The following is a 21,085-nucleotide window of genomic DNA, read 5'->3' as shown; positions in this document are numbered from 1 at the left end:
GCTATTCCTTGCTACGCGCGATGCAGCGTTCAGCCAGCTTGCGCGTCGTATTCCAGTTGCGCGATGTATTGAGGCCGCTCTGCTTGTCGATCAGCCGGATCAATCGGCCCGATTGCGCCACGTCACGGGTGAAATCCACTACCAGATGCTTCTCGATAATGTGGGTGGCTTCCGGCCCCTCATAAGCGTTCAGCCAGGTGAAATCGGGCTGCGGTGCGGCGAAGAAATAGACGCTGGTTTGGGCGGGTCTGTTCTGCGCAGCATCGGCGATGGGGTTAGCGCGCAACAGCTTCTTCAATTGCCCCGATTTCCGCAGGATCGGAACGACATTGTCGCTCAACCCAAAGTGCCGCAGCACGCCCGTCATCGCCTCGCCCGCTTCGGCCGTTGTGCCTTCAAATTCAGCGATCATATTGCCCGTGTTGGCCAGGGTTTCCGGCGCGATGAACCCGACGGCCTCCGAGGCCTCGCGCCACTGCGCCATGCTCATCAGCTTGTGCGTCACCGGACCGATGGCGCGCAACAGGATGGCGTAAAGAGGAAATGATGTTGCCAAGTCGAACCCGAAGCGTAGTCGTGGACAAGGTAGCAGCAAGCGGCAGCCCTGGGCAAGAACGAAGTGAGAACAAAACCCAGGAGAGATTCGGAGCCGGGCGTTGGCTTCATGCCGACGAGTTGGGATAACAATGCAAGTAGCCGCGTATGCGCACGGAACTCTTCTCGGTTCTCCAAATTGTTTTAGTGCATCGGAGAGCTCGATATGAACAGAAATCTGGTCATCGCCATCGTCGCCGTCATTGTGGTCGTGGTTTTTGCCGTGACGATCTTCACTGCCAACAATCAAGCGCCAGAGGCTGACGGGGCCCGGACGGCCAATGAGATTACCGAACAAAAGGAACTGCCTGCGGGACCGGCAAGTGACCCTGCCGAACTCACCAGTAACGGCTCCTGATTACTCCGGCAGGTGTCCGTCGCCGACATAGTTGCGGCTGTAGCGGCCCTTGAGGCTGGTGAGGATTTCATAGCCGATGGTGCCGGCGGCATCGGCCTGGTCATCGATGCCGACATTGGCCCCCAGAACCTCGGCGCCTTCGCCAGGGGCAGGGAGGTCGTCGCCCAGTTCGGTGACGTCCACGACGGTCAGATCCATAGAGATTCGGCCGATCACTGGACAGAGCTTGCCGCGAATGAAGACCTTGCCGCCCGGCCGCGGATTGGTGCCCGAGAGCGAGCGGAGGAACCCGTCCGCGTAGCCGTAGCCGAGAATCGCCAGTTTCGAATTGCGGTTCAGCGTATAAGTAGCGCCATAGCCCACCGTTTCGCCGGTGCGGCCCTCGCTGACCTGCAGGATTGGCACATGCAGGGTTACGACCGGCTGCATCGGGTTCTTGCGGCCATTGACGGCGCGGCCGCCGTAAAGCGCGATGCCTGGCCGAACCATCTGGAAATGATAGTCGCGGCCCGTCATCAGCCCGGCCGAGTTGGCGAGCGAAGCGGGAATGCTGGGAAACTGCGCCATGACCGAACCGAACAGCGCCAATTGGGTGCGGTTCTTCTCATGGTTCGGCGTATCGGCACAGGCCAGATGGCTCATCACCATTTGCGGGGCATAGCCGAGCTTCTCGATGCTTTCGCGCACCAGGGTGGCTTCGTTAAGACGGAAGCCCAGCCGATTGATGCCGGTGTCGAAATGAAACGCGGCTGGATAGGCCTCGTTGCGCTCAATACATTTGCCCAGCCATTCCTCGAGCATGGTCATGGAAGACAGGACCGGCATCAGGTTCTGCCGAATGTAGAGATTGGCCGCGCCGGGATAGAGCCCGTAGAGAATGAAGATATGTGCGTCCGGCACGGCGGCACGCACCGCCATGCCCTCATCGGGCGTCGCGACAAAGAAAAACCGCGCACCGGCCGCGTGCAAGGCCTTGCTCGCCTTGTCGATGCCAATGCCATATGCGTCGGCCTTGACCACGGCAGCGGTCAAGGCGCCTGCGCTCACCTTGTCCAGCGCCCGCCAGTTCCGGGCCAAGGCCCCCAGATCGATGCTCAATTGGCCACCAAGGCCAGAGGTCAGCGCCATGCCTATTCCATGCGTTCAGGCAGATAGTCTGCCCGAGCAAGGTTACCAAAGCGGGTAAATTGCGCCTCGAAGCTCAACTGCACCGTGCCGGTGGGGCCGTGGCGCTGCTTGGCGATGATGACCTCCGCCTTGCCATGCACCTTTTCCATTTCGCCCTGCCAGGTCAAATGCTCCGGCGTGCCCTCTTTGGGTTCCTTGTTCTTGAGATAGTATTCTTCACGATAGACGAACAGAACCACGTCCGCGTCCTGCTCGATAGACCCCGATTCGCGCAAGTCGGCCAACTGCGGATGCTTGTCGTCGCGCGCTTCCACCTGACGGGACAGCTGGGACAGCGCGATCACCGGCACTTCCAGCTCCTTGGCGAGGGCTTTAAGCGTCGTCGTGATCTCGGTCAATTCCTGCACGCGGTTCTGGCTTGAGGCCTTTGAAGAACCCGAAAGCAGCTGCAAATAGTCGACGATGAGAAGATCGAGACCCTTCTGGCGTTTCAGGCGCCGCGCGCGGGCGGCAAGCTGGGCCACCGAAATACCGCCGGTGTCGTCGATGTAGAGTGGCACCTTGCTCATAACGTTGGAGACATCGACCAGCTTGGCAAACTGATTGTCATGAATGCGGCCGCGGCGGATATCGGACGAAGAGATTTCCGCCTGCTCGGCCAGAATACGGGTTGCGAGCTGTTCGGAACTCATTTCCAGGCTGAAGAAGCCGACAATGCCGCCATTGACGGTTTTCGAATGTCCGTCCGGCGTTACATCGCCCCGCCAGTTCTTGGCGACATTATAGGCGATATTGGTGACGAGCGAGGTCTTGCCCATGGCAGGGCGCCCGGCGAGGATGATCAGATCAGAGCGTTGCAGGCCGCCCATCTGCCGGTCGAGATCGTGCAGGTCGGTAGCAACGCCAGAGAGTCCACCGTCCCTCTGGAAGGCTTCGCCAGCCATCTGGATCGAGGCATTGAGCGCGGTCCCGAAGGCCTGGAAACCGCCGTCATAGCGCCCCTTTTCGGCAAGCTGGAACAGCTCCCCCTCGACCTTTTCGATCTGCTTGACCGGGGTCATCTCGACATCGCTGTCATAGGCGACCGAGACCATTTCCTCGCCGACCAGGATCAGGTTGCGCCGGATGGCGAGGTCATAGATGGCCTGGCCATAGTCGGCTGCATTGAGCACTGTCGTCGCCTCTGCCGCCAGGCGCGAGAGATACTGCATCATGGTGACTTCAGGCAGCAGCTGGTCGGGCAGGTGGGTCTTGAGCGTCGCCGGCTCTGCCGCCTTGCCGGCGCGGATGATCTTGCCAGCCAGCTCGTAGATATCGCGATGGATGGGCTCGTAGAAGTGCTCGGGCAGCAGGAAATCGGCGACGCGATAGAAGGCGTCGTTGTTGATCAGGATGGCGCCCAGAAGGGCCTGCTCCACCTCCACGTTGTGCGGGGCGACGCGGAAGGCTTTGTCTTCCGCGGGATGAAGGCGAGCAATCTCGGCCATAGTGTCCTCTGAGATGTTGGGGCCTTCTTAACCACGACAGGGTGGCATGAGTCTCGGCACTCTCGGTGATGCCAGCCGCATGTTCACCGAGGTCTGTGAACTCTGGGGATAACGGGAACAATAGGGATCGGTCCATTGTCGGACAACCCATTCCTCTGCCCGCCGCGACGGGAACCAGCGCCGGTTCTCAACTGTTTCCTTACCTGCCTGGCCGGCTGAGTGCCAGGACCGGAGCGTCACGTGGCACAGATCGAATTCGAAGCAGGACACAACTGCCTTGGCATTGCCCAGGCCGAGGCGTTTTCGATTATTGTCGATGCTGAGCACTATTTCCGGCATGCGCGCGATGCCATGACTAACGCCCGCCGCCGTATCAGCCTGATCGGGTGGGACTTTGACGCGCGGATCGCCATGGATCCCGAACGCGAGGAAGGCGACGGTCCCGACCATCTCGGCGATTTCATCCTTTGGCTGGTCCACAGGAACCCCGAACTCGAAATCTTTCTTTTGCAGTGGGATTACGGCCTTCTCAAAACCCTTGGACGGGGAACCACCATCTTCACCCTTTGGCGGTGGATGCGGCATCCGCGCATCCACGTGAAGTTCGACAGCACGCATCCTCCGGGTGCCTCCCACCATCAGAAGATCATCCTCATCGATGACAGTTTGGCTTTTGTTGGCGGAATTGACATGACCGCCGAGCGCTGGGACACGCGCGACCACATCCATGATGATCCACGCAGGCGACGCCCCGCCAGCCGCCGGCCCTACAAGCCCTGGCACGATGCGACCACGGCCATAACCGGCCCGGTCGTTGATCTGGTCCGGCAGGTTGCCGCGGAGCGCTGGAAGAGAGCTGGCGGTAAGCCCGAAATGGTGCCGCTCACCAGCCAGAGCCGGTATTGGCCGCCCGAACTGCCAATCGGTTTTGAACAGGTACCCCTGGCCATTTCCCGATCGGCACCGGAACAGGATGGCCGGCCTGCAGTGCTTGAGATCGAGAGAGTCTGGCTGGACCTGATCGCCTGCGCGAAAGACCACATCTATATCGAGAGCCAGTACTTTGCGTCCCGCGCCATCGTAGCTGCCCTGGAAAGGCGCCTGGCGGAGGCAGACGGTCCAGAAATTATAGTCGTTAATCCTGAGGAGGCGGAAGGATGGCTCGAGCCGCTCGCCATGGATACGGCACGGGAGAGGCTGTTCAGCTATTTGGCCCGTGCTGACACACATGGCCGCTTCCGCCTGCTTCATCCCTATGACAGCGGCGGAGCGCCCATCTATGTGCACGCCAAAATCATGGTTGTTGACGACCGCTATCTCAAGATCGGGTCGGCAAACATCAACAACCGGTCGCTGCGGCTCGACACGGAATGCGATGTCACGCTGACCGCTGAACCCTCGCAATCCGATCTGCAGCGCAAGATTGCCGAGGTGCGAAATGACCTGTTGGCCGAACACCTCGACACGGATGCAGAGACCGTCGCCTCTCATCTTGAGCGAACGGGTTCTCTCATCGAGACCATCGAACATTTGAGGGGAGCCGGTCGAACCCTCAAGCCCTACGTCAAGCCCGATCTAAACGGCATAGAAAAGTGGCTGGCCGAAAACGAGGTTCTGGATCCCGAAGGTCCCGATGAAATGCTTGAGCCGCTGACGCAAAGGGGCCTGTTCCGAGGCCTCCGCCGCCATTTTCAACCGCAATAGGCAAGTGGAAAACAAAAGGCCGGGCGCTGGGCCCGGCCTTTCAAGAGCGGATTTGATTGAAGGCTACTCTTCGTAGCGGTCTTCGGCGGCAGCAGCGGCCTGGCCGGCTGCGAAGTCGCCATCTTCATCGCTGTCGAAGGTGGGGACGGACACGTCTTCACCAGCAGCCTGACGCTCGGCTTCGTCTTCCGAGCGGGCGACATTGACGGTGATCTCGACGGCAACTTCGGGGTGCAGCGAGAGCGCCACGGCGTGCACGCCGACGGTCTTGATCGGATCGGCCAGGTCGACCTGGTTGCGCTGGACGGTGAAGCCGTCCTTGGCCAGGGCCTCGACGATGTCGCGGGCAGCGACCGAACCGTAGAGCTGACCGGTTTCACCAGCCTGGCGGATCATGATGACGGCATGGCCGTTCAGACCCTCGGCAATGCCGGCGGCGGCATTGCGGCGCTCTTCATTGCGCTGTTCGATATGGGCGCGTTCGTTTTCGAACTTCTTGCGGTTGGCTTCCGTGGCGCGCAGGGCCTTGCCCTGGGGCAGCAGGAAGTTACGGGCAAACCCGTCCTTGACGTTGACTTCGTCGCCGATGGTGCCGGTACGGCCCACGCGCTCGAGCAGAATGACTTTCATGTCTTTTTCCTTTGGCTGTCCCGCTCTTCAAGGAGCGGTTAGGAGCCGCGAACCATTCGCGACCCCAGCGATGCAATCTCAGTGAAGCTGAAGCTTACTGGACGGCGTAGGGCATCAGGCCGATGAAGCGGGCGCGCTTGATGGCACGGGCCAGTTCACGCTGCTTCTTGGCCGAAACGGCGGTGATGCGGCTCGGCACGATCTTGCCGCGCTCCGAAACGTAACGCGAAAGCAGGCGCACGTCCTTGTAGTCGATCTTGGGGGCGTTCTCGCCGGAGAACGGGCAGGTCTTGCGACGACGCTGGAACGGACGGCGAGCCTGGGAAGTGGTAAGGTCTTTGATTGCCATTTTGTATCGTTCCTTGTCTTAGAAGCGGCGCGGACGGCGTTCGCCGGAGAAACCACCACGGCCGCCTTCGCGGTCGTCACGGTCGCGCTTCTGCATCATTGCGGACGGGCCTTCTTCCAGCTCGTCGACACGCACGGTCATGAAGCGCAGAATGTCTTCATTGATACGCATCTGGCGTTCCATCTCGGCAACGGCAGCGGCCGGAGCTTCGATGTTGAGCAGGGTGTAGTGCGCCTTGCGGTTCTTGCGGATGCGGTAGGAGAGACCCTTGAGGCCCCAATATTCGTTCTTTGTTACCTTGCCGCCGCCCTGGCCGAGAATCTCGGAGAGCTGTGCGGTCAGTTCCTCGACCTGCTGCTGGGAAACGTCCTGGCGAGCGAGGTAGATGTGTTCGTAAAGGGCCATTGATGCGCCTTCCTTTCGAGTTTCATCTCAGCAATGCTTGGCGCGGAGCCCCTTCGAAGCCGGAAAGGCGTCAAAGCAGTCTTGCAAAGAGCGGGAACACGGGAGGCCGGGTCCGTCGGACCCTGTTCATGCAATGCACAAACCCTCCGTTCAGCCCCCGGCCAAACGAATTGCTGGCGCGGCTATAAGGGAAACAGGGGAAGAAGGCAAGGGTTCGGACGGCTTCGCCTTGACTCCGCCTTACACTCCCGGCAAAGCGCCGGGCAACTGGACAGGCCGCGCGCGGCTTGTCACATTGGCTCGAAAAGGGATCGAACATGTCCATTTCCGCTTTCACTTTTCCAGGGCAGGGCAGCCAGGCTGTCGGCATGGGCAAGGATCTTGCACATGACTTTTCCGAAGCGCGGGCCGTCTTTCACGAGGTGGACGAGGCTTTGGGCGAGCGCCTTTCCTCGATCATGTTCGAGGGGCCGGAAGACATTCTGCGTCTGACAGAAAACGCGCAGCCCGCGCTGATGGCCGTCAGCGTGGCGGTGATCCGGGTGCTCGAGGCCAGGGGGATTTCGCTCAAGGACCACGCAAAATATGTCGCGGGCCATTCGCTGGGCGAATACTCCGCGTTGTGTGCTGCCGGCACGTTCAGTCTGGCCGATGCGGCGCGCCTGCTACGCACCCGTGGTCAGGCCATGCAGAAGGCGGTGCCGGTCGGGCATGGCGCCATGGCCGCCTTGCTCGGCCTCGATCTTGATACCGCCCAGGCCGTCGCCGAGGAGGCCGCTCAGGGCGAGGTCTGTGCCGTCGCCAATGACAATGCGCCGGGACAGGTTGTCATCTCGGGCGCCACCTCAGCCATTGAGCGGGCCGTCGAAATTGCCAAGGGGAAGGGCGCCAAGCGGGCGCTGCTGCTGCCGGTCAGCGCCCCGTTCCATTGTTCGCTCATGCAGCCGGCCGCCGAGGCCATGGCGGCGGCCCTGGCCGAGGTCGAAATGAAGGCGCCTGCAGTGCCGTTGGTGGCCAATGTGCTGGCGGCTCCGATTTCCGATCCCGACGAGATCCGCCAACGCCTGGTAGAACAGGTCACCGGCGTGGTGCGCTGGACCGAGAGCGTCACCTGGCTGACCACCGCTGGCGGCGTTGCCAATCTGGTCGAACTGGGCTCGGGCAAGGTCTTGACTGGCCTGGCCAAGCGCATCGCTCCCGATGCGACCGCCCAGGCCGTCAACACGCCTGCCGATATCGAGGCCTTCGTCGCCCAACTTGGCGCCTGAGCCACTTGAATCGCAATCTGAAGCGCTTGAATCGCTTTCTCCCCGGAGGAGACCTAAATGTTTGATCTTTCTGGTAAACGCGCCCTCGTAACCGGCGCCAGCGGCGGCATTGGCCGCGAAATCGCCAAGGCGTTGGCAGCCGCAGGCGCGACCGTGGCGCTGTCGGGCACGCGTGTTGGCGCGCTCGAAGAGACGGCCAGCGAGATCGGCAAGGATTGCCCCATCCTGCCAGCCAACCTCTCCAGGCTCGATGAGGTCGACAAGCTCATCCCCAATGCCGAGGCGGCCATGGGTGGAGTGGATATTCTGGTCAACAACGCCGGCATGACCCGCGACAATCTCTTCATGCGCATGAAGGATGAAGAGTGGGACGACGTTATCGCTGTGAACCTCACCGCCGCCTTCCACCTCAACCGCGCCGTGCTGCGCGGCATGATGAAAGCGCGCTGGGGCCGCATCATCGGTATTTCTTCGGTGGTGGGTGTGATGGGCAATCCGGGGCAGGGCAACTATGCCGCCTCCAAGGCGGGCCTGATCGGCATGAACAAGGCACTGGCCTATGAGGTGGCCAGCCGCAATATCACCGTCAATTCCATTGCCCCGGGCTTCATCGCCTCGGCCATGACCGATGAACTCAACGACAAGCAGCGTGAGTCGATCCTATCTTCCGTCCCGGCAGGGCGCTTGGGTACGGCGCAGGAAGTGGCGGGCTGCGCGGTTTTTCTCGCGAGCGACGCGGCGGCCTACATCACTGGCCACACACTGAACGTTAATGGCGGCATGGCAATGATCTAGGACGGGGCAAAAGCCTTGGAAACCTTGGCAATTGCGGCTGGCTATGGCGCATAAAACATGGTACCTCGCGCCCCGGTCGATCTTGCCGGCCCGCCTTGCGGGCGCCCAGAAGGCCGCTTACATTGCCCCTGTGCAAACCAATTGTGCGCTTGATGATTTGGCTTTGCGCCAATAAGAAGCGAAACGAAACGTCGATTTCTAAAAAGGGAAGTCAAATATGAGCGATGTCGCTGATCGGGTCCGCAAGATCGTTGTGGAACACCTCAATGTGGATGCCGAGAAGGTCACCGAAAAGGCCAGCTTCATCGACGATCTCGGCGCAGATTCGCTGGATCAGGTCGAACTGGTGATGGCATTCGAAGAAGAATTCTCGGTTGAGATTCCCGACGATGCTGCCGAGTCGATCCAGACCTTCGGCGATGCAGTCGCTTTCCTGACCAAGGCCACCAGCTAACGCTGGGGTTAGGCCGCTGACCATGGAATTGCGCCGCGTAGTCGTCACCGGACTGGGGCTTGTCACACCGCTTGGTTGCGGTGTGGAAGCAACTTGGGCCAACATCCTTGCCGGCAAGAGCGGCGCCAAGCGTATCGACGATTTCGAGATCGACGACATCGCCTGCCAGATCGCTCACCGCATTCCGCTCGGGGACTATGCCGATGGCAAGTACAACCCCGACGAATGGATGGAGGTGAAGGAACAGCGCAAGGTTGATCCGTTCATCGTCTATGCCATGGCGGCGTCCCAGCAGGCCATCGAAGATGCCGGCGTCGAACCCAAGACCCAGGAAGAGCAGGAACGCACAGGCGTCCTGATCGGCTCGGGCATTGGCGGTGTCGGCGGCATCTATGATGCCTCCATCACGCTGCATGAAAAGGGGCCGCGCCGCATCAGCCCCTTCTTCATTCCCGGTCGCCTGATCAACCTGGCTTCCGGTCAGGTCTCGATCCGTTTTGGCCTCAAGGGGCCGAACCACTCGGTCGTGACCGCCTGTTCGACCGGCGCGCATGCCATTGGCGATGCCGCGCGTCTCATTGCCCTGGGCGATGCCGACGTGATGGTGGCCGGTGGCACCGAAAGCTGCGTCAACCGCCTGTCGCTGGCCGGCTTCGCTGCCGCCCGTGCCCTCTCGACTGGCTTCAACGACAACCCGACTGCTGCCTCGCGTCCCTACGACAAGGACCGCGATGGTTTCGTCATGGGCGAGGGTGCCGGGATAGTCGTGCTGGAAGACTATGAGCGGGCCAAGGCCCGTGGCGCCAAGATCTATGGCGAAGTGATCGGTTACGGCCTTTCCGGCGATGCCTATCACATCACCGCGCCTTCGCCCGATGGCGATGGCGGCTTCCGCGCCATGAGCGCCGCGGTCAAGCGCGCTGGTATCGCACCGTCCGAGATTGACTATATCAACGCCCACGGCACCTCGACGCCACTTGGTGATGAAATCGAACTGGGCGCGGTCACCCGCGTGCTGGGTGACGCCGCCAGGGGCGCCGTTATGAGCTCGACCAAGTCGGCTGTTGGCCATTTGCTTGGCGCCGCCGGTTCGGTGGAAGCGATCTTCTGCCTGCTGGCGATGCGGGATAATGTCGCCCCGCCCACGCTGAACCTGGATAATCCTTCGGTTGAGACCGAGATGAATCTCGTGCCGCACAAGCCGCTCAAGAAGGAAATCAACGTGGCGCTTTCCAACAGCTTCGGCTTTGGCGGCACCAATGCCACCTTGGTGATGCGCAAGGTCGGTTAAAGTTTTCCACGAATTGTAAGGGGCACATCGCACACGCCTGCGGTGTGCCCCTTGTTTTTGCGCTCGTCCATTGCGAACAATGCCGGCGACCCGCCACAATCTGGCGCAAGAACAATGACAACAAGGGTCACCACAGCCCTTATTCGCGAGTGACAGTGAAACGATGAACGACCGCAGGAACCGGCGCCGCCGCCGCTCGGGCAATGGTTTGATTGATATTCTCAATGGCTTGCTGACCCTTCTGGTCATCGGCCTGGTCGTTGTGGGGGGCGGATTGTTCTATGTGGCCTCGCAATATTACGGCGACGGTCCCCTGCGTGAAGACCGCGTATTCCGCGTGGAATCGGGTAATACACTCTCGACCACCGCAAACCGCCTCGAGGAGCAGGGTTTCATCACCAATTCGGTGATCTTCAGCCAGTTCGGTAGCCGCGTGGAGGAGAGCGCGGTGATCAAGGCCGGCGATTTCAACATTCCGGCCGGAGCCTCCATGTCGGAAATCCTCAAGGAACTGACGCTGGGCAATCCACTGCGCTATGCCGTCACCATTCCCGAGGGTTGGACGGTGTGGCAGGCCATTCAGCGCATCAATGCCGATGACCAGTTGACCGGCTCCATCGACCAACTCCCACCTGAAGGCTCGCTCCTGCCGGGTAGCTACGACTACACCCCAGGGGACACCCGCCAGTCCGTGCTGGAGGCGATGCAATTGGCCATGACCAAGGCGCTGGCCGAGGTCTGGGAGGGGCGCGAAGCTGACTTGCCGCTCGAATCACCCGCCGAATTGCTGATCCTGGCCTCCATCGTGGAGAAGGAAACCGGCATCGCCTCGGAGCGGCCACAGATTGCGGCGGTCTTCGTCAATCGCATTCGCGAGGGCATGCGTCTGCAATCGGACCCGACAATCATCTACGGAATTACCTTGGGCCAAGCGACACTGGATCGGGGCATCCGCCGTTCCGAGATCGAAGAGCGGACGCCCTATAATACGTACCAAATCGATGGGCTGCCCCCCACACCGATCGCCAATCCCGGCATCGAGGCGCTGCAGGCAGTCGCCCATCCTGACAGTCACGATTACCTCTATTTCGTGGCCAAGGGCGCGACACCGCGGGAGGGACACGTCTTCGCCGAGACCTATGCCCAGCACCAGCAAAATGTCGCGCGCTATCGCGAAATCGCTGCCGAAGCGGCTGCGCAGTCCGAAGCTGAGGCCGAAGCCGCGCGGCAGGCTCTGGAAGCGGAGGAGGCCGAGGGAGCCGATACTGCTGCAGAGGGTGAAACCGCACAGTGAGCGCCGCGCTTTCGAGCATGACCGGCTTTGCCCGCGCCGAGCAGCAGGCAGAGGACATTCGGGCGCGCATCGAGATCAAATCGGTCAACAGCCGAGGGCTCGACATGCGTCTAAGGCTGGGGCCAGGCCTGGATGCGCTCGAAGTCCCCTTGCGGCAGCTCCTGTCCAAGTCCCTCACCCGCGGGGCAATCAACCTGACGCTGACACTCGATCGCGCCTCTGGCACCGGGTCGGTCCGGCTCAACCGGCAGGCGCTGGATACCGTTGTTGCGGCCATGAACGAGTTGCGCTCTCACCTCGCCACCGACTTGCCGCGCCCCGAGGGCATTTTGGCCTTGCCCGGAGTGCTGGAGACCGACGACGGGGCAGGAGGTGCGGATGAGGACAGCCAGGCGGCGCTGGTCATTGATTGCGCACAGCAGGCCATCGCCGCGCTGCAGGCGGCACGCCGGCAGGAAGGGGCTGCTATCGCTGCGGTGCTGTTGGACCAGCTCGAAACCATTGCCGGTCTTGTGGAACGCGCCCAAACCCATCCCACCCGCAGCCGGGAAGCTGTGGAGGACAAGCTGCGGCAGCAACTGGCTGCGTTGAGCCAGGACATTTCCCTGCCGCCCGACCGGTTGGCGCAGGAAGCCCTGCTGCTCGCCACCAAGGCCGACATTCAGGAGGAGCTGGATCGGTTGCGCGCTCACATTGCGACCGCCCGCAAGCTGATCGGTGAAGGCGGACCGGTGGGCCGGCGCCTCGATTTCCTGGCCCAGGAATTCAATCGCGAGGCCAACACGCTATGCTCCAAGTCGAACGCGGTGGACCTCAGCGCCATCGGTCTTGACCTCAAGGCGGTGATCGATCAACTACGCGAGCAGGTTCAAAACATCGAATAGAGTGGGTCAGATGGATTTTCAGCGCCGCGGCGTCATGCTGGTGATTGCCTCGCCTTCGGGCGCCGGAAAATCCTCGATCTCGCGCTCGCTCTTCGGCGCCGATCCCAACATCAAGCTCTCGGTTTCGGTCACGACGCGCGCCCGCCGCACGGACGAAGTCCACGGCAAGCACTACTATTTCATCGACGTCGAAACCTTCAAGAAGATGCAGCGCGACGGCGAACTGCTCGAAAGCGCCGAAGTCCACGGCAATTTCTACGGCACGCCGCGCGCCCAGGTCGAGGAACAGCTGGCCAAGGGCGAGGATATCCTGTTCGACATTGACTACCAGGGTACGCTGCAGCTCTATGAGCGGGCCCGCCCTGACATGGTGACGGTGTTCATTCTGCCGCCCTCGATCAAGGAGCTGCGCGCTCGTCTCGAACGCCGGGCCCAGGACAGTGTCGGCACCATCGAAAAGCGGCTCAAGAACGCTCGCATCGAGATGGATCACTACGGCGAATACGATTACGTCATCGTCAACAATGATCTGGAAGACTCGGTTAGTCGCGTCCGCACGATCCTCGCTGCGGCGCGACTAAAGCGCGAGCGGCAAATCAATTTAGTTAGCTTCGTCAAAGACTTGCAAAGCCAGATCGATTCACTTTGAAAGCCTGTTGAATCGATGTCTGAGGGAGCAGGCATAAGGCCAGACGATGCAGCCGCTCCGGCCATCCGTCGTGGCACACCGGCCTTTGTCCGCGCCAATATCGCCTTTTTCCTCTCGGCCTTCTCGGTCTTCGCTTCGCTCTATTCGGTGCAGCCGCTGCTGCCCATGTTCGCTCAGTATTGGGTGCGTGACGCGGGCACGGCCTCGCTGGCGCTTTCGGCCACAACGGCGACAATGGCCTTCGCGCTCATTCCCGCCTCCATGCTGGCCGACCTGCTCGGCCGCCGGCGCCTGATTGTCGGCGCGCTGCTGATCACGGCCATCCTGGGCATGCTCCTGCCCTTCACGCAGGTGTGGTGGCAATTGATCGCCCTGCGCACCCTGATGGGTCTGACGCTGGCCGGTATCCCGGCCATGGCCATGGTCTATCTGTCCGAGGAAATGGACCCCGAGGCGCTGGGCTATTCCATGGGCCTTTACATCGGCGGCACGGCCATCGGCGGCATGGCCGGGCGCGTCATTTCCGGCGTGCTGTCCGACTTTCTGGGCTGGCGGCTGGGCACAGGCATTCTTGCCGGGCTGATTCTGATCGCAGCCATAGCGGTGGCGATCCTGCTGCCCAGGCCGCGGGCTTTCGTCCGCGATCCGATCGGGATCAGGGAGCTGCTTCGGCGTTGTCGCGCGAGCTTTGGTGACGCGGCATTGCCCTGGCTTTTCGCCACCGCCTTCCTGCTGATGGGCGGCTTTGTGACACTCTACAACTATGCCGGGTTCCGCCTGGCCCTGCCGCCCTTCGAACTCGGCCATTCGGCCATCGCGGCGATATTCCTGGTCTATGTGCTGGGCAGCTTCAGTTCCACCTGGGCGGGTAGCCTGTCGCAGCGGCGCGGTCGACGGAAAGTTCTCTGGGCCCTGGTGGCGCTGATGGGTGGGGGCATGGCGGTGACCATGGTCCCCAATACCGCCGTCATCATCCTGGGCCTCGCCATAGCCACCATGGGCTTTTTCGCCGCCCATGGCATTGCGAGCGCCTGGGTGACGCGCCGGGCCCGCACCGGTAAGGCGCAGGCCTCGGCCATGTATCTCGTGGCCTATTATCTCGGCGCTTCGATCCTGGGGACGTTGGGCGGCTATGCATGGACGGCCTGGGGCTGGCCCGGCGTCATGCTGGTCTCTGGCGGCGCCGCGCTACTGGCGTTGCTGGTGGCGATCCGGCTGGTTTTCGTGAAGCCGCTGCCGATTCCCGAAGCCTCGGCTCCTTCTCACCCTCCCCCTTGAGGGGGCGATGGGGGCTAGGCCCAAACTTTACCTCAGCCCTGGCAGCGCCCGCGCCATGGCGAGGAATGCTTCGATGGGCAGGGTTTCTGCGCGTTCATCGCCCTTGAGATCGGCAGCGGCCAACAGGGCCTCTACCGGTACGCCGAGCGACTTCAGCGATTGCCGCACCATCTTGCGGCGCTGCCCGAAGGCGGCCTTGGTGACCTGCTCCACAAGTTTGACCGATAGTCCCTCTTCTACCGGCTTTGGCACGATATGCACGACGGCGGAAGTAACGCTGGGCGGGGGCACGAAGGCCTGCTTCCCGACATTGAAGGCGATGCGGGCATCGGTTCGCCATCCTGCCAGGACGCCGAGGCGCCCATAGTGATTGTCACCAGGCTTTGCCACGATCCGTTCGGCCACCTCGCGCTGGAACATCAGCGTCAGACTTTCGAAGAAGGGCGGCCATGGCTCCATGGTCAGCCAGCCGACGAGGAGCTGAGTGCCGATATTATAGGGCAGATTGGCCACGATCCGCGTCGGCCCGTCGGCCAAGAGGCGATAGTCCACTTCCATGGCGTCGCCGCCAATGACGGTGAGACGGCCGGGATAGGCATCGGAAATTTCAGCCAGTGCGGGCAGGGCGCGGGCGTCCCGCTCGATGGAGGTAACTTCCCGTGCGCCCTCGGCGAGCAGCGCCCGCGTCAAACCGCCGGGGCCGGGCCCAACCTCGATGACCCGAACCCCTTCGAGCGACCCGCCGACGCGAGCAATGCGGGCGGTCAGATTGAGGTCGAACAGGAAGTTTTGACCCAGCTCCTTCTTGGCGCGCAGTCCATGCGTGCTGATGACCTCGCGCAAGGGCGGAAGATTGTCGATCTGGCTCATGGTCGGAGTGTTTCCAGCAAAAGTGGTAACGGTTTTGCGTTTCGGAAACGCGACAATGCAAAGGACGGGATCACGTCGTGGTTTTCCCGGAACGGGGATGGGATCCCGAGGCTGTCATCTGATTGGCCATGGCGATCGCCGCGGCAAAGCTTGAGAAGGATGCGCGGCCGGTGCCGGCTAGATCGAAGGCCGTGCCGTGATCGGGCGAGGTCCGCACGATGGGCAGGCCGAGCGTGACATTGACACCGGCATCGAATGCCACGGTCTTGATCGGGATCAACGCCTGGTCGTGATACATGGCGAGGACGGCATCATAGTGCCGCCAATGCGGTGGATAGAACAGCGTATCGCCGGGGAGGGGGCCAACTGCGTCAATGCCTTCGGCAACCGCATCAGCAATCCCGGGCGCGATGATCTCGATATCTTCCCGGCCGATCGAGCCGCCTTCTCCCGCATGGGGATTGAGCCCGGCTACGGCAATACGGGGGCGCTCGATATGAAATCGCTGGCGCAAATCATGCGCCATGATGCGCAGGGTATCCAGGACCAGCTTCCGGCTGATCAGCCCCGGCACATCCTTGATCGGCACATGGATGGTCAGCGGAACGGCGCGCAGATCCTCATGGGCCAGCATCATTACCGGTAGGCGGGGTTTGCCACCGCCCACGGCACAGAGATCGGCAAGAAATTCGGTGTGTCCGGGGTGTTTGAAACCGGCCTGATACAGCGCTCCCTTGTGGATCGGCGCCGTTACCACCGCCCGGCAATGGCCGGTCATGGTGGCCTGCACCGCCTCGGATATGGCGTTGATTACCACAGGCGCTGCATGCTCGTCGGCGACGCCGGGCAAATCGGGGACCATGCCTTCAATCTGCACCACAGGCAGGGCGCGAGGAAAGGTTTCGAGGGCCGCCTCGGGGCTCACCGTATCGACGGCGATATCGAGGCCCAGCCGCCGGGCGCGGGACGCCAGGAAGCCGGCATGACCGTAGACGACAAAGGGAGGCAGGTTGAGATCCTGCCGGCGCGCAAAAAGCGTCAGAATGAGATCGGGCCCGATCCCGGCCGGTTCACCCATCGTCACGGCCAATGGCGCCGTCATACTGTCCCCCAAAGGCGAGGCGGCCGCATATTGGCTGCGGCCTGCGTTGGCCCCTTCTGCGGGCCGGTGGTCGGCGTAGTCCGCGCTGCGTCTACTGGTAGAAGATCTTGGCCTGGCTGCGCAGGCGCTCAAGATAGGCTTCTGCCTCCTTGGCCAGCGCGTCCCCGCCCACGTCTTCACGCAGCCCACCCTTGACGAAGGTCAGGTCTTCGGCCTGCACCTTTTCGCAGATGGCAAGCATGGAGAGACCGGTTTCGATGGCGCGCGGTTTGCTGATTGCACCGACATTGAGCCCGGCGAGCTCCTTGGCGATGGCATCAGGCATCTGCGTGGCGTGGCGCCGGCCGATGTCAACCACGGCGACATCCGTATAGGCCAGCGAGAGTTCGACCGCGCTGTCACAGCCGGCAAAGCTCGAACGATAGCGATTGGCCTGGCCCGATCGGCCACCACCGCCGACAAAGATGATTTCCTTGAGAATATAATCGAACTTCTGAAAGTCAGCGATCTGCTGGGCGGCACGCTGGTCCAGTTCCAGTTCGGAAATCTGCACCTGCGGCGTGATTGCCGCCTCGGTCACGGCATTCCAGGCAATAGCGGCCCGCAGCCGGTCCTGCAGGGTTTGTGCACTGACACCACCCTGCTCCAGCATCTGGGTCAGCCGGTCGCGGCTGACATTGAGGTTGCGGGAAATCTGCAGAAATGCATCGTCCACCTGGGCATTCGAGATATTGATGCCGAGCCGCTTGGCCTCCTGCAGCTGGATCGCCTCGGTGATCAACTGCTGCAGCGCTCCGTTGCGACCGGTATTGTTGCCTTCCATCCGGAATAGGCGCAGCCGCTGGTCGACCTGCAAATCGCTGATCGGGTCACCGTTGACTGTTACCACGGTGGCCGCCGAGGCCGTGGACACCGCGCCCAGGGTGAGGGCAAGTCCGATGAGCATCGCGCCAAGTGCGCGCCGAATTTCCGCAAAGGTCATGGTCAGGTCCGCTTGTCGTGTGACGCCTTCAATGCGGCGTCAGAGCCAGTCTTGTCAATTGGCCGATGATTGAGGCCAAAATCTGGACCTCGATCTTTCCCGCAGCGCAAATCGCGCAAAGGGGTGCGATTTGGCCCGCTGTTCCACCGGCCCCATGCCCGGTCAGCGCGCTCAGGTCCAGCCATCCTCTTTGCGCAGAAGAACTGTCACACCGATCACGATAGCCACGAGAGCCGGGCCAACTGCGGCAAAGAGTGGGTTCAAGACGCCGGTCGCGCCCGCCCGGTCTGCCATTTCGGTGATGATGAAGACCACAAAACCCAGGACGATGCCGTAAAGAACAGCGGGGCCGATCTGGGCGTGGCGGCTATAGCCGGCGGTGAAGGCAAAGCCGATCAGCAACGACCCGGTGAGCACCAGAGGCAGAGCCAGAAGCTTTATCAGCCGCATCGAGGTTGCCGCATAGATTTGCGGATCGATGATGCCGCGCTGTAGCAGGCGAGCGAGTTCAAAGAAGGTCATGTCCTCGGTCGAGGCCAGCTTGAGGCTGATTTCGCCGGCGGTCGAGCCGGTGGAGACCTGCAGGTCGCGCACCGTCTTGAGCGGCCCATCCGGAGTGCGGACGCGCGCCTCGGGGAAATTCCAGAACCCGTCCTCCAGTATGGCCTCAGGCGCCTCGATGCGCGGGGTCTCGCTGGGGCCGAGATGGAACAGCGTCACATCGGCCAGCCGCGAACCACCCTGCGACATGCCGCGCGACATCAACACATAGTGTACGCCATCGCCACGCTGCTCGAGCCAGACTTCACCGGGCGGGGTCAATTGCGCGGCCTGTCCCGGTGGGGTTGGGGCCAACTCGCGATTAATCGAAGTGCTGATGGTTTCTGCGCCCAGGGAGATGAAGAGGCTGGCAACGAACAGCACGGCCACGGGAGCGCGCAGGACACGCCAGATCGAGAGCCCGCTGGCTTTGATCACCGTCAGTTCGTGCCGCATTTTGAGATCCACCAGACCCAAAATCGTGCCCATTAGCACGGTCACCGGCAGGGTCTTGATGGTCCAGCGCACGGCACTCATGGCGACCATGAGGATGGCCATGTGCACCCCGCGCGTATCGGCGACATGGCTGAACCGCCATGTGTCGAGCGATTCGACCAGAGCGATCAGTCCATAGAAGATGAAGACCGTTGCGGCGATGCGGCTGAAGAGCCGAGCGGTGACGACCCTGTCGATCCGGTTGATCATACCGGAACCGTCGCAGTGGGACGGCGTGGCCACAGCCGAACTGCTAGGATGAGTGAACCTACGACAATCAGCGCAATCGCCCCGGTTCCCGCGCCCAGCGGGCTATAGGCGCTGATGCCGCGCTCGCCGAAGGCCACCAGCATGACGAGGGCCTCAAGCGGCAACTTGATGCGCATGCGATTGCCACTGGGAAATCCGGCGACGGCAACGACCAGTAGCACCAGCCCGATGACCCGCAGCCCCTCGGCAGAGCGATCGAGCAGGCGCTTAACGATATCCGGCGTCCAGCCGCTTCCCAGGCCCTGCGCGATCAGGCCAAAACTGTCGGTTTCTGAGAGCACATCGACATAGGCGACCTGCTGAGCCAGACTTTCCACGCTCACATCGTAGCGCGAGAAACGGATTTCGGAATAACGGCCATCAGCCTCGGTGTGCTGCAGCGTGCCGTCATGCAGCTCGAGCACATAGTCCTCACCCACGCTGACCACGCGAGCCGACGCGGCTATATAAGTGCGGCGCGTCTCGGGGTCACGGCGGTCATCGGCAAAGAACTCGGTGATTTCCCCGCCACCGGCGCGGCCGCCAACCAGCAGGATCACGCCTGGCGTCACCTGGGTGAACCGGTTGGGCTTGAGCGTGGAACTGACCAGGTCGGCCGCTACCTCTGCCGACAGCCGGTTCAACTGCCGGTTGGCCAGCGGCTCGACCACATGGGCAAGCAGCAGCACCGTGGCGACAGCCACGCCGCCCGTGACAATGGCGGCCCGCCACAGCCCGCCAAGGCCGTTGCTGGTGTGGATGATGTGGAGTTCATGGCTGGTCTGCAGCGCGCTGAGCGCCCGCACCACGCCAATGCCGATACAGATATAGAAAAAGGACAGCGCCAGCGGTGGCATGGTGTAGAGCGCCTGCAGCGCCAACGTGCCGAAACCCTGTCCCTTGACAGAGACTACATCGAACGAGCGCAGGCAATTGACCAGCCAGAGCAGGAAACACATGATCCCGAACAGGATCAGCGCATCGCTCGCAAACAGTCGCGTCAGATAGCTGGTCAGTCGTCTCATTTGGCCCTGTGGCAGCTCCCGCTCGGTTTTGCGTGGATGAATCGCGCCGCACCTTGCGGTAGTTCTGCCTTGCGCACAATCTGCCACCGCGTCACATATTACGGTTTGCGCATGCCTGCCCGGCATGAGGTGAACTAGCGATGCCTCCGCGTCGCAACTAGTGTGGATCCATGGCCGAAGTCCTTTTCTATCATCTCGAAACGCGCCCGCTCGAGGCGGTCATGCCGCTGCTGCTCGAAAAGACCCTGGAGCGCGGCTGGCGCGCCGTCGTCGAGGTGGGCTCGCGCGAGCGCGCCGAGGCGCTGGATGCCCATCTCTGGACCTATCGTGATGACAGCTTCCTGGCACACGGCCTGGCCGGCGAGCATATGGATGCCCTACAGCCCATTTTAATTACCACCGAAACCGATAATCCCAACGGCGCCAGCGTCCGGTTTTTTGCCGATGGCGCCGTGCCGCAATCGGGCGAGGGCTATCAGCGGCTGGTCTACCTGTTCTCGGGTCACGATCCGGAGGCCGTGCAGACCGCGCGCGACGTCTGGAAAACGCTGCGGGGCGGCGCTGACACCCTGACCTATTGGCAGCAGGACGCCACTGGCCGCTGGGAAAAGAAGGCGAGCGCATGACGCCCGACCTGTCGACCCCCAGCCGGCACAAGCTGCACGAAGACATCTTCGCCATGTTGATCGGCACCATGCTGGTCTCGCTCGGCATCGCCTTTTATGCGCAGGTGCAATTGACCACTGGCAGTAGCGCCGGGCTGGCGCTGCTTCTGCAATACATCACCGGCATTCCCTTCGGCTGGTTGTTCTTTGCCATCAATCTGCCGTTCTACGCACTGGCATGGCTTCGCATGGGCCTTCCCTTTACCCTCAAGACCGTCGCCAGCGTGGCCTTGGTTTCCTATCTGACCAGCCAGATTCCGGCTTGGATCGGCATTGAACGCATTGACCCGCTCTTCGCCGCGCTGGTCGGCGGCGGGTTGATGGGGCTGGGTATTCTCTCGCTATTCCGCCACAAGGCGAGCGTCGGCGGCATCAATATCCTCGCGCTGTTCCTGCAGGAGAATTTCGGCATCCGTGCCGGATACTTCCAACTCGGCGTCGATGCGGTGATCCTGGTCATCGCCTTCTTCGTCTTGCCCTTCGACCGGGTGCTCTACTCGATCCTGGGCGCACTGGTGCTCAACATGATTATCGCCCTGAACCATCGTCCAGGGCGATATGTCGGCTTCAGCTAGGGCCCGGGCGCCGG

Annotated in this window: 23 protein-coding genes; 12 read left to right on the top strand and 11 right to left on the bottom strand. The window is 62.0% G+C overall.

Annotation, left to right across the window (positions count from 1 at the left end; translation table 11 throughout):
* Position 1: 1 nt before the first annotated feature.
* The gene (locus tag ACE4RL_RS14265) at positions 2-556 is read right to left on the bottom strand and encodes a DUF1697 domain-containing protein (RefSeq protein WP_375597775.1); all 555 of its coding nucleotides are present in this window, start codon (positions 554-556) and stop codon (positions 2-4) included.
* A 204-nt stretch (positions 557-760) separates the two neighbouring features.
* On the opposite strand from ACE4RL_RS14265, the gene ACE4RL_RS14260 reads away from it, so the two are divergent.
* Positions 761-952 carry a hypothetical protein gene (locus ACE4RL_RS14260; protein ID WP_375597774.1) on the top strand — a complete coding sequence of 64 codons (192 nt, stop codon included), beginning with the start codon at positions 761-763 and terminating at the stop codon, positions 950-952.
* Here ACE4RL_RS14260 and alr read toward each other — a convergent pair whose 3' ends face one another.
* Both alr and ACE4RL_RS14250 read right to left on the bottom strand, forming a co-directional pair.
* Positions 953-2,080 carry an alanine racemase gene (alr, locus tag ACE4RL_RS14255; RefSeq protein ID WP_375597773.1) on the bottom strand — a complete coding sequence of 376 codons (1,128 nt, stop codon included), beginning with the start codon at positions 2,078-2,080 and terminating at the stop codon, positions 953-955.
* A 2-nt stretch (positions 2,081-2,082) separates the two neighbouring features.
* Positions 2,083-3,567 carry a replicative DNA helicase gene (locus ACE4RL_RS14250; RefSeq protein ID WP_375597772.1) on the bottom strand — a complete coding sequence of 495 codons (1,485 nt, stop codon included), beginning with the start codon at positions 3,565-3,567 and terminating at the stop codon, positions 2,083-2,085.
* A gap of 240 nt (positions 3,568-3,807) precedes the next feature.
* Here ACE4RL_RS14250 and ACE4RL_RS14245 point away from each other — a divergent pair, with 240 nt between their 5' ends.
* Positions 3,808-5,271 (top strand): phospholipase D-like domain-containing protein, encoded by a 1,464-nt coding sequence (locus ACE4RL_RS14245; RefSeq protein WP_375597771.1) that lies wholly within the window; start codon positions 3,808-3,810, stop codon positions 5,269-5,271.
* A gap of 63 nt (positions 5,272-5,334) precedes the next feature.
* Here ACE4RL_RS14245 and rplI read toward each other — a convergent pair whose 3' ends face one another.
* From rplI to rpsF, 3 genes are all read right to left on the bottom strand, one after another.
* Positions 5,335-5,901 carry a 50S ribosomal protein L9 gene (gene rplI / locus ACE4RL_RS14240; RefSeq protein ID WP_375597770.1) on the bottom strand — a complete coding sequence of 189 codons (567 nt, stop codon included), beginning with the start codon at positions 5,899-5,901 and terminating at the stop codon, positions 5,335-5,337.
* 94 nt (positions 5,902-5,995) lie between these two features.
* A complete protein-coding gene (rpsR, locus tag ACE4RL_RS14235) occupies positions 5,996-6,250 on the bottom strand; it encodes a 30S ribosomal protein S18 (RefSeq protein ID WP_157288877.1) in 255 nt (84 codons plus the stop codon).
* Between the two features lie 18 nt (positions 6,251-6,268).
* Positions 6,269-6,655, bottom strand: a complete 387-nt coding sequence (gene rpsF / locus ACE4RL_RS14230; RefSeq protein ID WP_375597769.1) for a 30S ribosomal protein S6 — start codon at positions 6,653-6,655, stop codon at positions 6,269-6,271.
* 317 nt (positions 6,656-6,972) lie between these two features.
* Here rpsF and fabD point away from each other — a divergent pair, with 317 nt between their 5' ends.
* The 8 genes from fabD (at position 6,973) to ACE4RL_RS14190 (ending at position 14,568) form a co-directional block, all read left to right on the top strand.
* Positions 6,973-7,923: an ACP S-malonyltransferase gene (fabD, locus tag ACE4RL_RS14225; protein ID WP_375597768.1), complete on the top strand. Its 951-nt coding sequence runs from the start codon at positions 6,973-6,975 to the stop codon at positions 7,921-7,923.
* 57 nt (positions 7,924-7,980) lie between these two features.
* Complete coding sequence (fabG, locus tag ACE4RL_RS14220) at positions 7,981-8,718, top strand: 3-oxoacyl-[acyl-carrier-protein] reductase (RefSeq protein ID WP_375597767.1); 738 nt, start codon at positions 7,981-7,983, stop codon at positions 8,716-8,718.
* Positions 8,719-8,935: 217 nt separating this feature from the next.
* A complete protein-coding gene (locus ACE4RL_RS14215; protein ID WP_046103861.1) occupies positions 8,936-9,172 on the top strand; it encodes an acyl carrier protein in 237 nt (78 codons plus the stop codon).
* 28 nt (positions 9,173-9,200) lie between these two features.
* A complete protein-coding gene (gene fabF / locus ACE4RL_RS14210; RefSeq protein WP_375600290.1) occupies positions 9,201-10,463 on the top strand; it encodes a beta-ketoacyl-ACP synthase II in 1,263 nt (420 codons plus the stop codon).
* Between the two features lie 163 nt (positions 10,464-10,626).
* Entirely contained in the window at positions 10,627-11,757 is a 1,131-nt protein-coding gene (mltG, locus tag ACE4RL_RS14205) for an endolytic transglycosylase MltG (RefSeq protein ID WP_375597766.1), read from the top strand.
* A 17-nt stretch (positions 11,758-11,774) separates the two neighbouring features.
* On the top strand, positions 11,775-12,641 hold the full coding sequence (locus ACE4RL_RS14200) for a YicC/YloC family endoribonuclease (protein WP_375600289.1): 867 nt from the start codon (positions 11,775-11,777) through the stop codon (positions 12,639-12,641).
* 10 nt (positions 12,642-12,651) lie between these two features.
* Complete coding sequence (gmk, locus tag ACE4RL_RS14195) at positions 12,652-13,290, top strand: guanylate kinase (protein WP_375597765.1); 639 nt, start codon at positions 12,652-12,654, stop codon at positions 13,288-13,290.
* 15 nt (positions 13,291-13,305) lie between these two features.
* Entirely contained in the window at positions 13,306-14,568 is a 1,263-nt protein-coding gene (locus tag ACE4RL_RS14190) for an MFS transporter (protein WP_375597764.1), read from the top strand.
* 27 nt (positions 14,569-14,595) lie between these two features.
* Here the strand turns inward: ACE4RL_RS14190 and rsmA are convergent, their stop codons facing one another.
* The 5 genes from rsmA to ACE4RL_RS14165 all read right to left on the bottom strand — a co-directional run bounded on the left by rsmA (position 14,596) and on the right by ACE4RL_RS14165 (position 19,831).
* A complete protein-coding gene (gene rsmA, locus ACE4RL_RS14185) occupies positions 14,596-15,438 on the bottom strand; it encodes a 16S rRNA (adenine(1518)-N(6)/adenine(1519)-N(6))-dimethyltransferase RsmA (RefSeq protein WP_375597763.1) in 843 nt (280 codons plus the stop codon).
* Between the two features lie 70 nt (positions 15,439-15,508).
* On the bottom strand, positions 15,509-16,540 hold the full coding sequence (gene pdxA / locus ACE4RL_RS14180) for a 4-hydroxythreonine-4-phosphate dehydrogenase PdxA (RefSeq protein ID WP_375597762.1): 1,032 nt from the start codon (positions 16,538-16,540) through the stop codon (positions 15,509-15,511).
* A 91-nt stretch (positions 16,541-16,631) separates the two neighbouring features.
* Positions 16,632-17,522 (bottom strand): SurA N-terminal domain-containing protein, encoded by an 891-nt coding sequence (locus tag ACE4RL_RS14175; RefSeq protein ID WP_375597761.1) that lies wholly within the window; start codon positions 17,520-17,522, stop codon positions 16,632-16,634.
* A 171-nt stretch (positions 17,523-17,693) separates the two neighbouring features.
* Complete coding sequence (locus ACE4RL_RS14170; RefSeq protein WP_375597760.1) at positions 17,694-18,800, bottom strand: LptF/LptG family permease; 1,107 nt, start codon at positions 18,798-18,800, stop codon at positions 17,694-17,696.
* Positions 18,764-19,831 carry an LptF/LptG family permease gene (locus ACE4RL_RS14165; RefSeq protein WP_375597759.1) on the bottom strand — a complete coding sequence of 356 codons (1,068 nt, stop codon included), beginning with the start codon at positions 19,829-19,831 and terminating at the stop codon, positions 18,764-18,766. The genes ACE4RL_RS14170 and ACE4RL_RS14165 overlap by 37 nt, the downstream gene beginning before the upstream one ends.
* A 170-nt stretch (positions 19,832-20,001) precedes the next feature.
* Here ACE4RL_RS14165 and ACE4RL_RS14160 point away from each other — a divergent pair, with 170 nt between their 5' ends.
* Both ACE4RL_RS14160 and ACE4RL_RS14155 read left to right on the top strand, forming a co-directional pair.
* Positions 20,002-20,457, top strand: a complete 456-nt coding sequence (locus tag ACE4RL_RS14160; RefSeq protein WP_375597758.1) for a DNA polymerase III subunit chi — start codon at positions 20,002-20,004, stop codon at positions 20,455-20,457.
* Positions 20,454-21,071, top strand: coding sequence for a YitT family protein (locus ACE4RL_RS14155; protein WP_375597757.1), 618 nt, complete (start codon positions 20,454-20,456; stop codon positions 21,069-21,071). Before ACE4RL_RS14160 ends, ACE4RL_RS14155 begins: the two co-directional genes overlap by 4 nt.
* Positions 21,072-21,085 lie beyond the last annotated feature (14 nt).

This window comes from Devosia polycyclovorans (assembly GCF_042181575.1).
GTDB lineage: Bacteria > Pseudomonadota > Alphaproteobacteria > Rhizobiales > Devosiaceae > Devosia > Devosia polycyclovorans.
Note: the sequence above shows the minus strand (reverse complement) of the source record. Positions and strands in the feature narration are given on the sequence as shown.

What these genes read in the sequence shown, in the direction of transcription:
- ACE4RL_RS14260 (WP_375597774.1), top strand. Translation starts at nt 761, where the DNA reads ATGAACAGAAATCTGGTCATCGCCATCGTCGCCGTCATTGTGGTCGTG.
- alr (WP_375597773.1), bottom strand. Translation starts at nt 2,080, where the DNA reads ATGGCGCTGACCTCTGGCCTTGGTGGCCAATTGAGCATCGATCTGGGG.
- ACE4RL_RS14250 (WP_375597772.1), bottom strand. Translation starts at nt 3,567, where the DNA reads ATGGCCGAGATTGCTCGCCTTCATCCCGCGGAAGACAAAGCCTTCCGC.
- rplI (WP_375597770.1), bottom strand. Translation starts at nt 5,901, where the DNA reads ATGAAAGTCATTCTGCTCGAGCGCGTGGGCCGTACCGGCACCATCGGC.
- rpsR (WP_157288877.1), bottom strand. Translation starts at nt 6,250, where the DNA reads ATGGCAATCAAAGACCTTACCACTTCCCAGGCTCGCCGTCCGTTCCAG.
- rpsF (WP_375597769.1), bottom strand. Translation starts at nt 6,655, where the DNA reads ATGGCCCTTTACGAACACATCTACCTCGCTCGCCAGGACGTTTCCCAG.
- fabD (WP_375597768.1), top strand. Translation starts at nt 6,973, where the DNA reads ATGTCCATTTCCGCTTTCACTTTTCCAGGGCAGGGCAGCCAGGCTGTC.
- fabG (WP_375597767.1), top strand. Translation starts at nt 7,981, where the DNA reads ATGTTTGATCTTTCTGGTAAACGCGCCCTCGTAACCGGCGCCAGCGGC.
- ACE4RL_RS14215 (WP_046103861.1), top strand. Translation starts at nt 8,936, where the DNA reads ATGAGCGATGTCGCTGATCGGGTCCGCAAGATCGTTGTGGAACACCTC.
- mltG (WP_375597766.1), top strand. Translation starts at nt 10,627, where the DNA reads ATGAACGACCGCAGGAACCGGCGCCGCCGCCGCTCGGGCAATGGTTTG.
- ACE4RL_RS14200 (WP_375600289.1), top strand. Translation starts at nt 11,775, where the DNA reads ATGACCGGCTTTGCCCGCGCCGAGCAGCAGGCAGAGGACATTCGGGCG.
- gmk (WP_375597765.1), top strand. Translation starts at nt 12,652, where the DNA reads ATGGATTTTCAGCGCCGCGGCGTCATGCTGGTGATTGCCTCGCCTTCG.
- ACE4RL_RS14190 (WP_375597764.1), top strand. Translation starts at nt 13,306, where the DNA reads ATGTCTGAGGGAGCAGGCATAAGGCCAGACGATGCAGCCGCTCCGGCC.
- rsmA (WP_375597763.1), bottom strand. Translation starts at nt 15,438, where the DNA reads ATGAGCCAGATCGACAATCTTCCGCCCTTGCGCGAGGTCATCAGCACG.
- pdxA (WP_375597762.1), bottom strand. Translation starts at nt 16,540, where the DNA reads ATGACGGCGCCATTGGCCGTGACGATGGGTGAACCGGCCGGGATCGGG.
- ACE4RL_RS14175 (WP_375597761.1), bottom strand. Translation starts at nt 17,522, where the DNA reads ATGACCTTTGCGGAAATTCGGCGCGCACTTGGCGCGATGCTCATCGGA.
- ACE4RL_RS14165 (WP_375597759.1), bottom strand. Translation starts at nt 19,831, where the DNA reads ATGAGACGACTGACCAGCTATCTGACGCGACTGTTTGCGAGCGATGCG.
- ACE4RL_RS14160 (WP_375597758.1), top strand. Translation starts at nt 20,002, where the DNA reads ATGGCCGAAGTCCTTTTCTATCATCTCGAAACGCGCCCGCTCGAGGCG.
- ACE4RL_RS14155 (WP_375597757.1), top strand. Translation starts at nt 20,454, where the DNA reads ATGACGCCCGACCTGTCGACCCCCAGCCGGCACAAGCTGCACGAAGAC.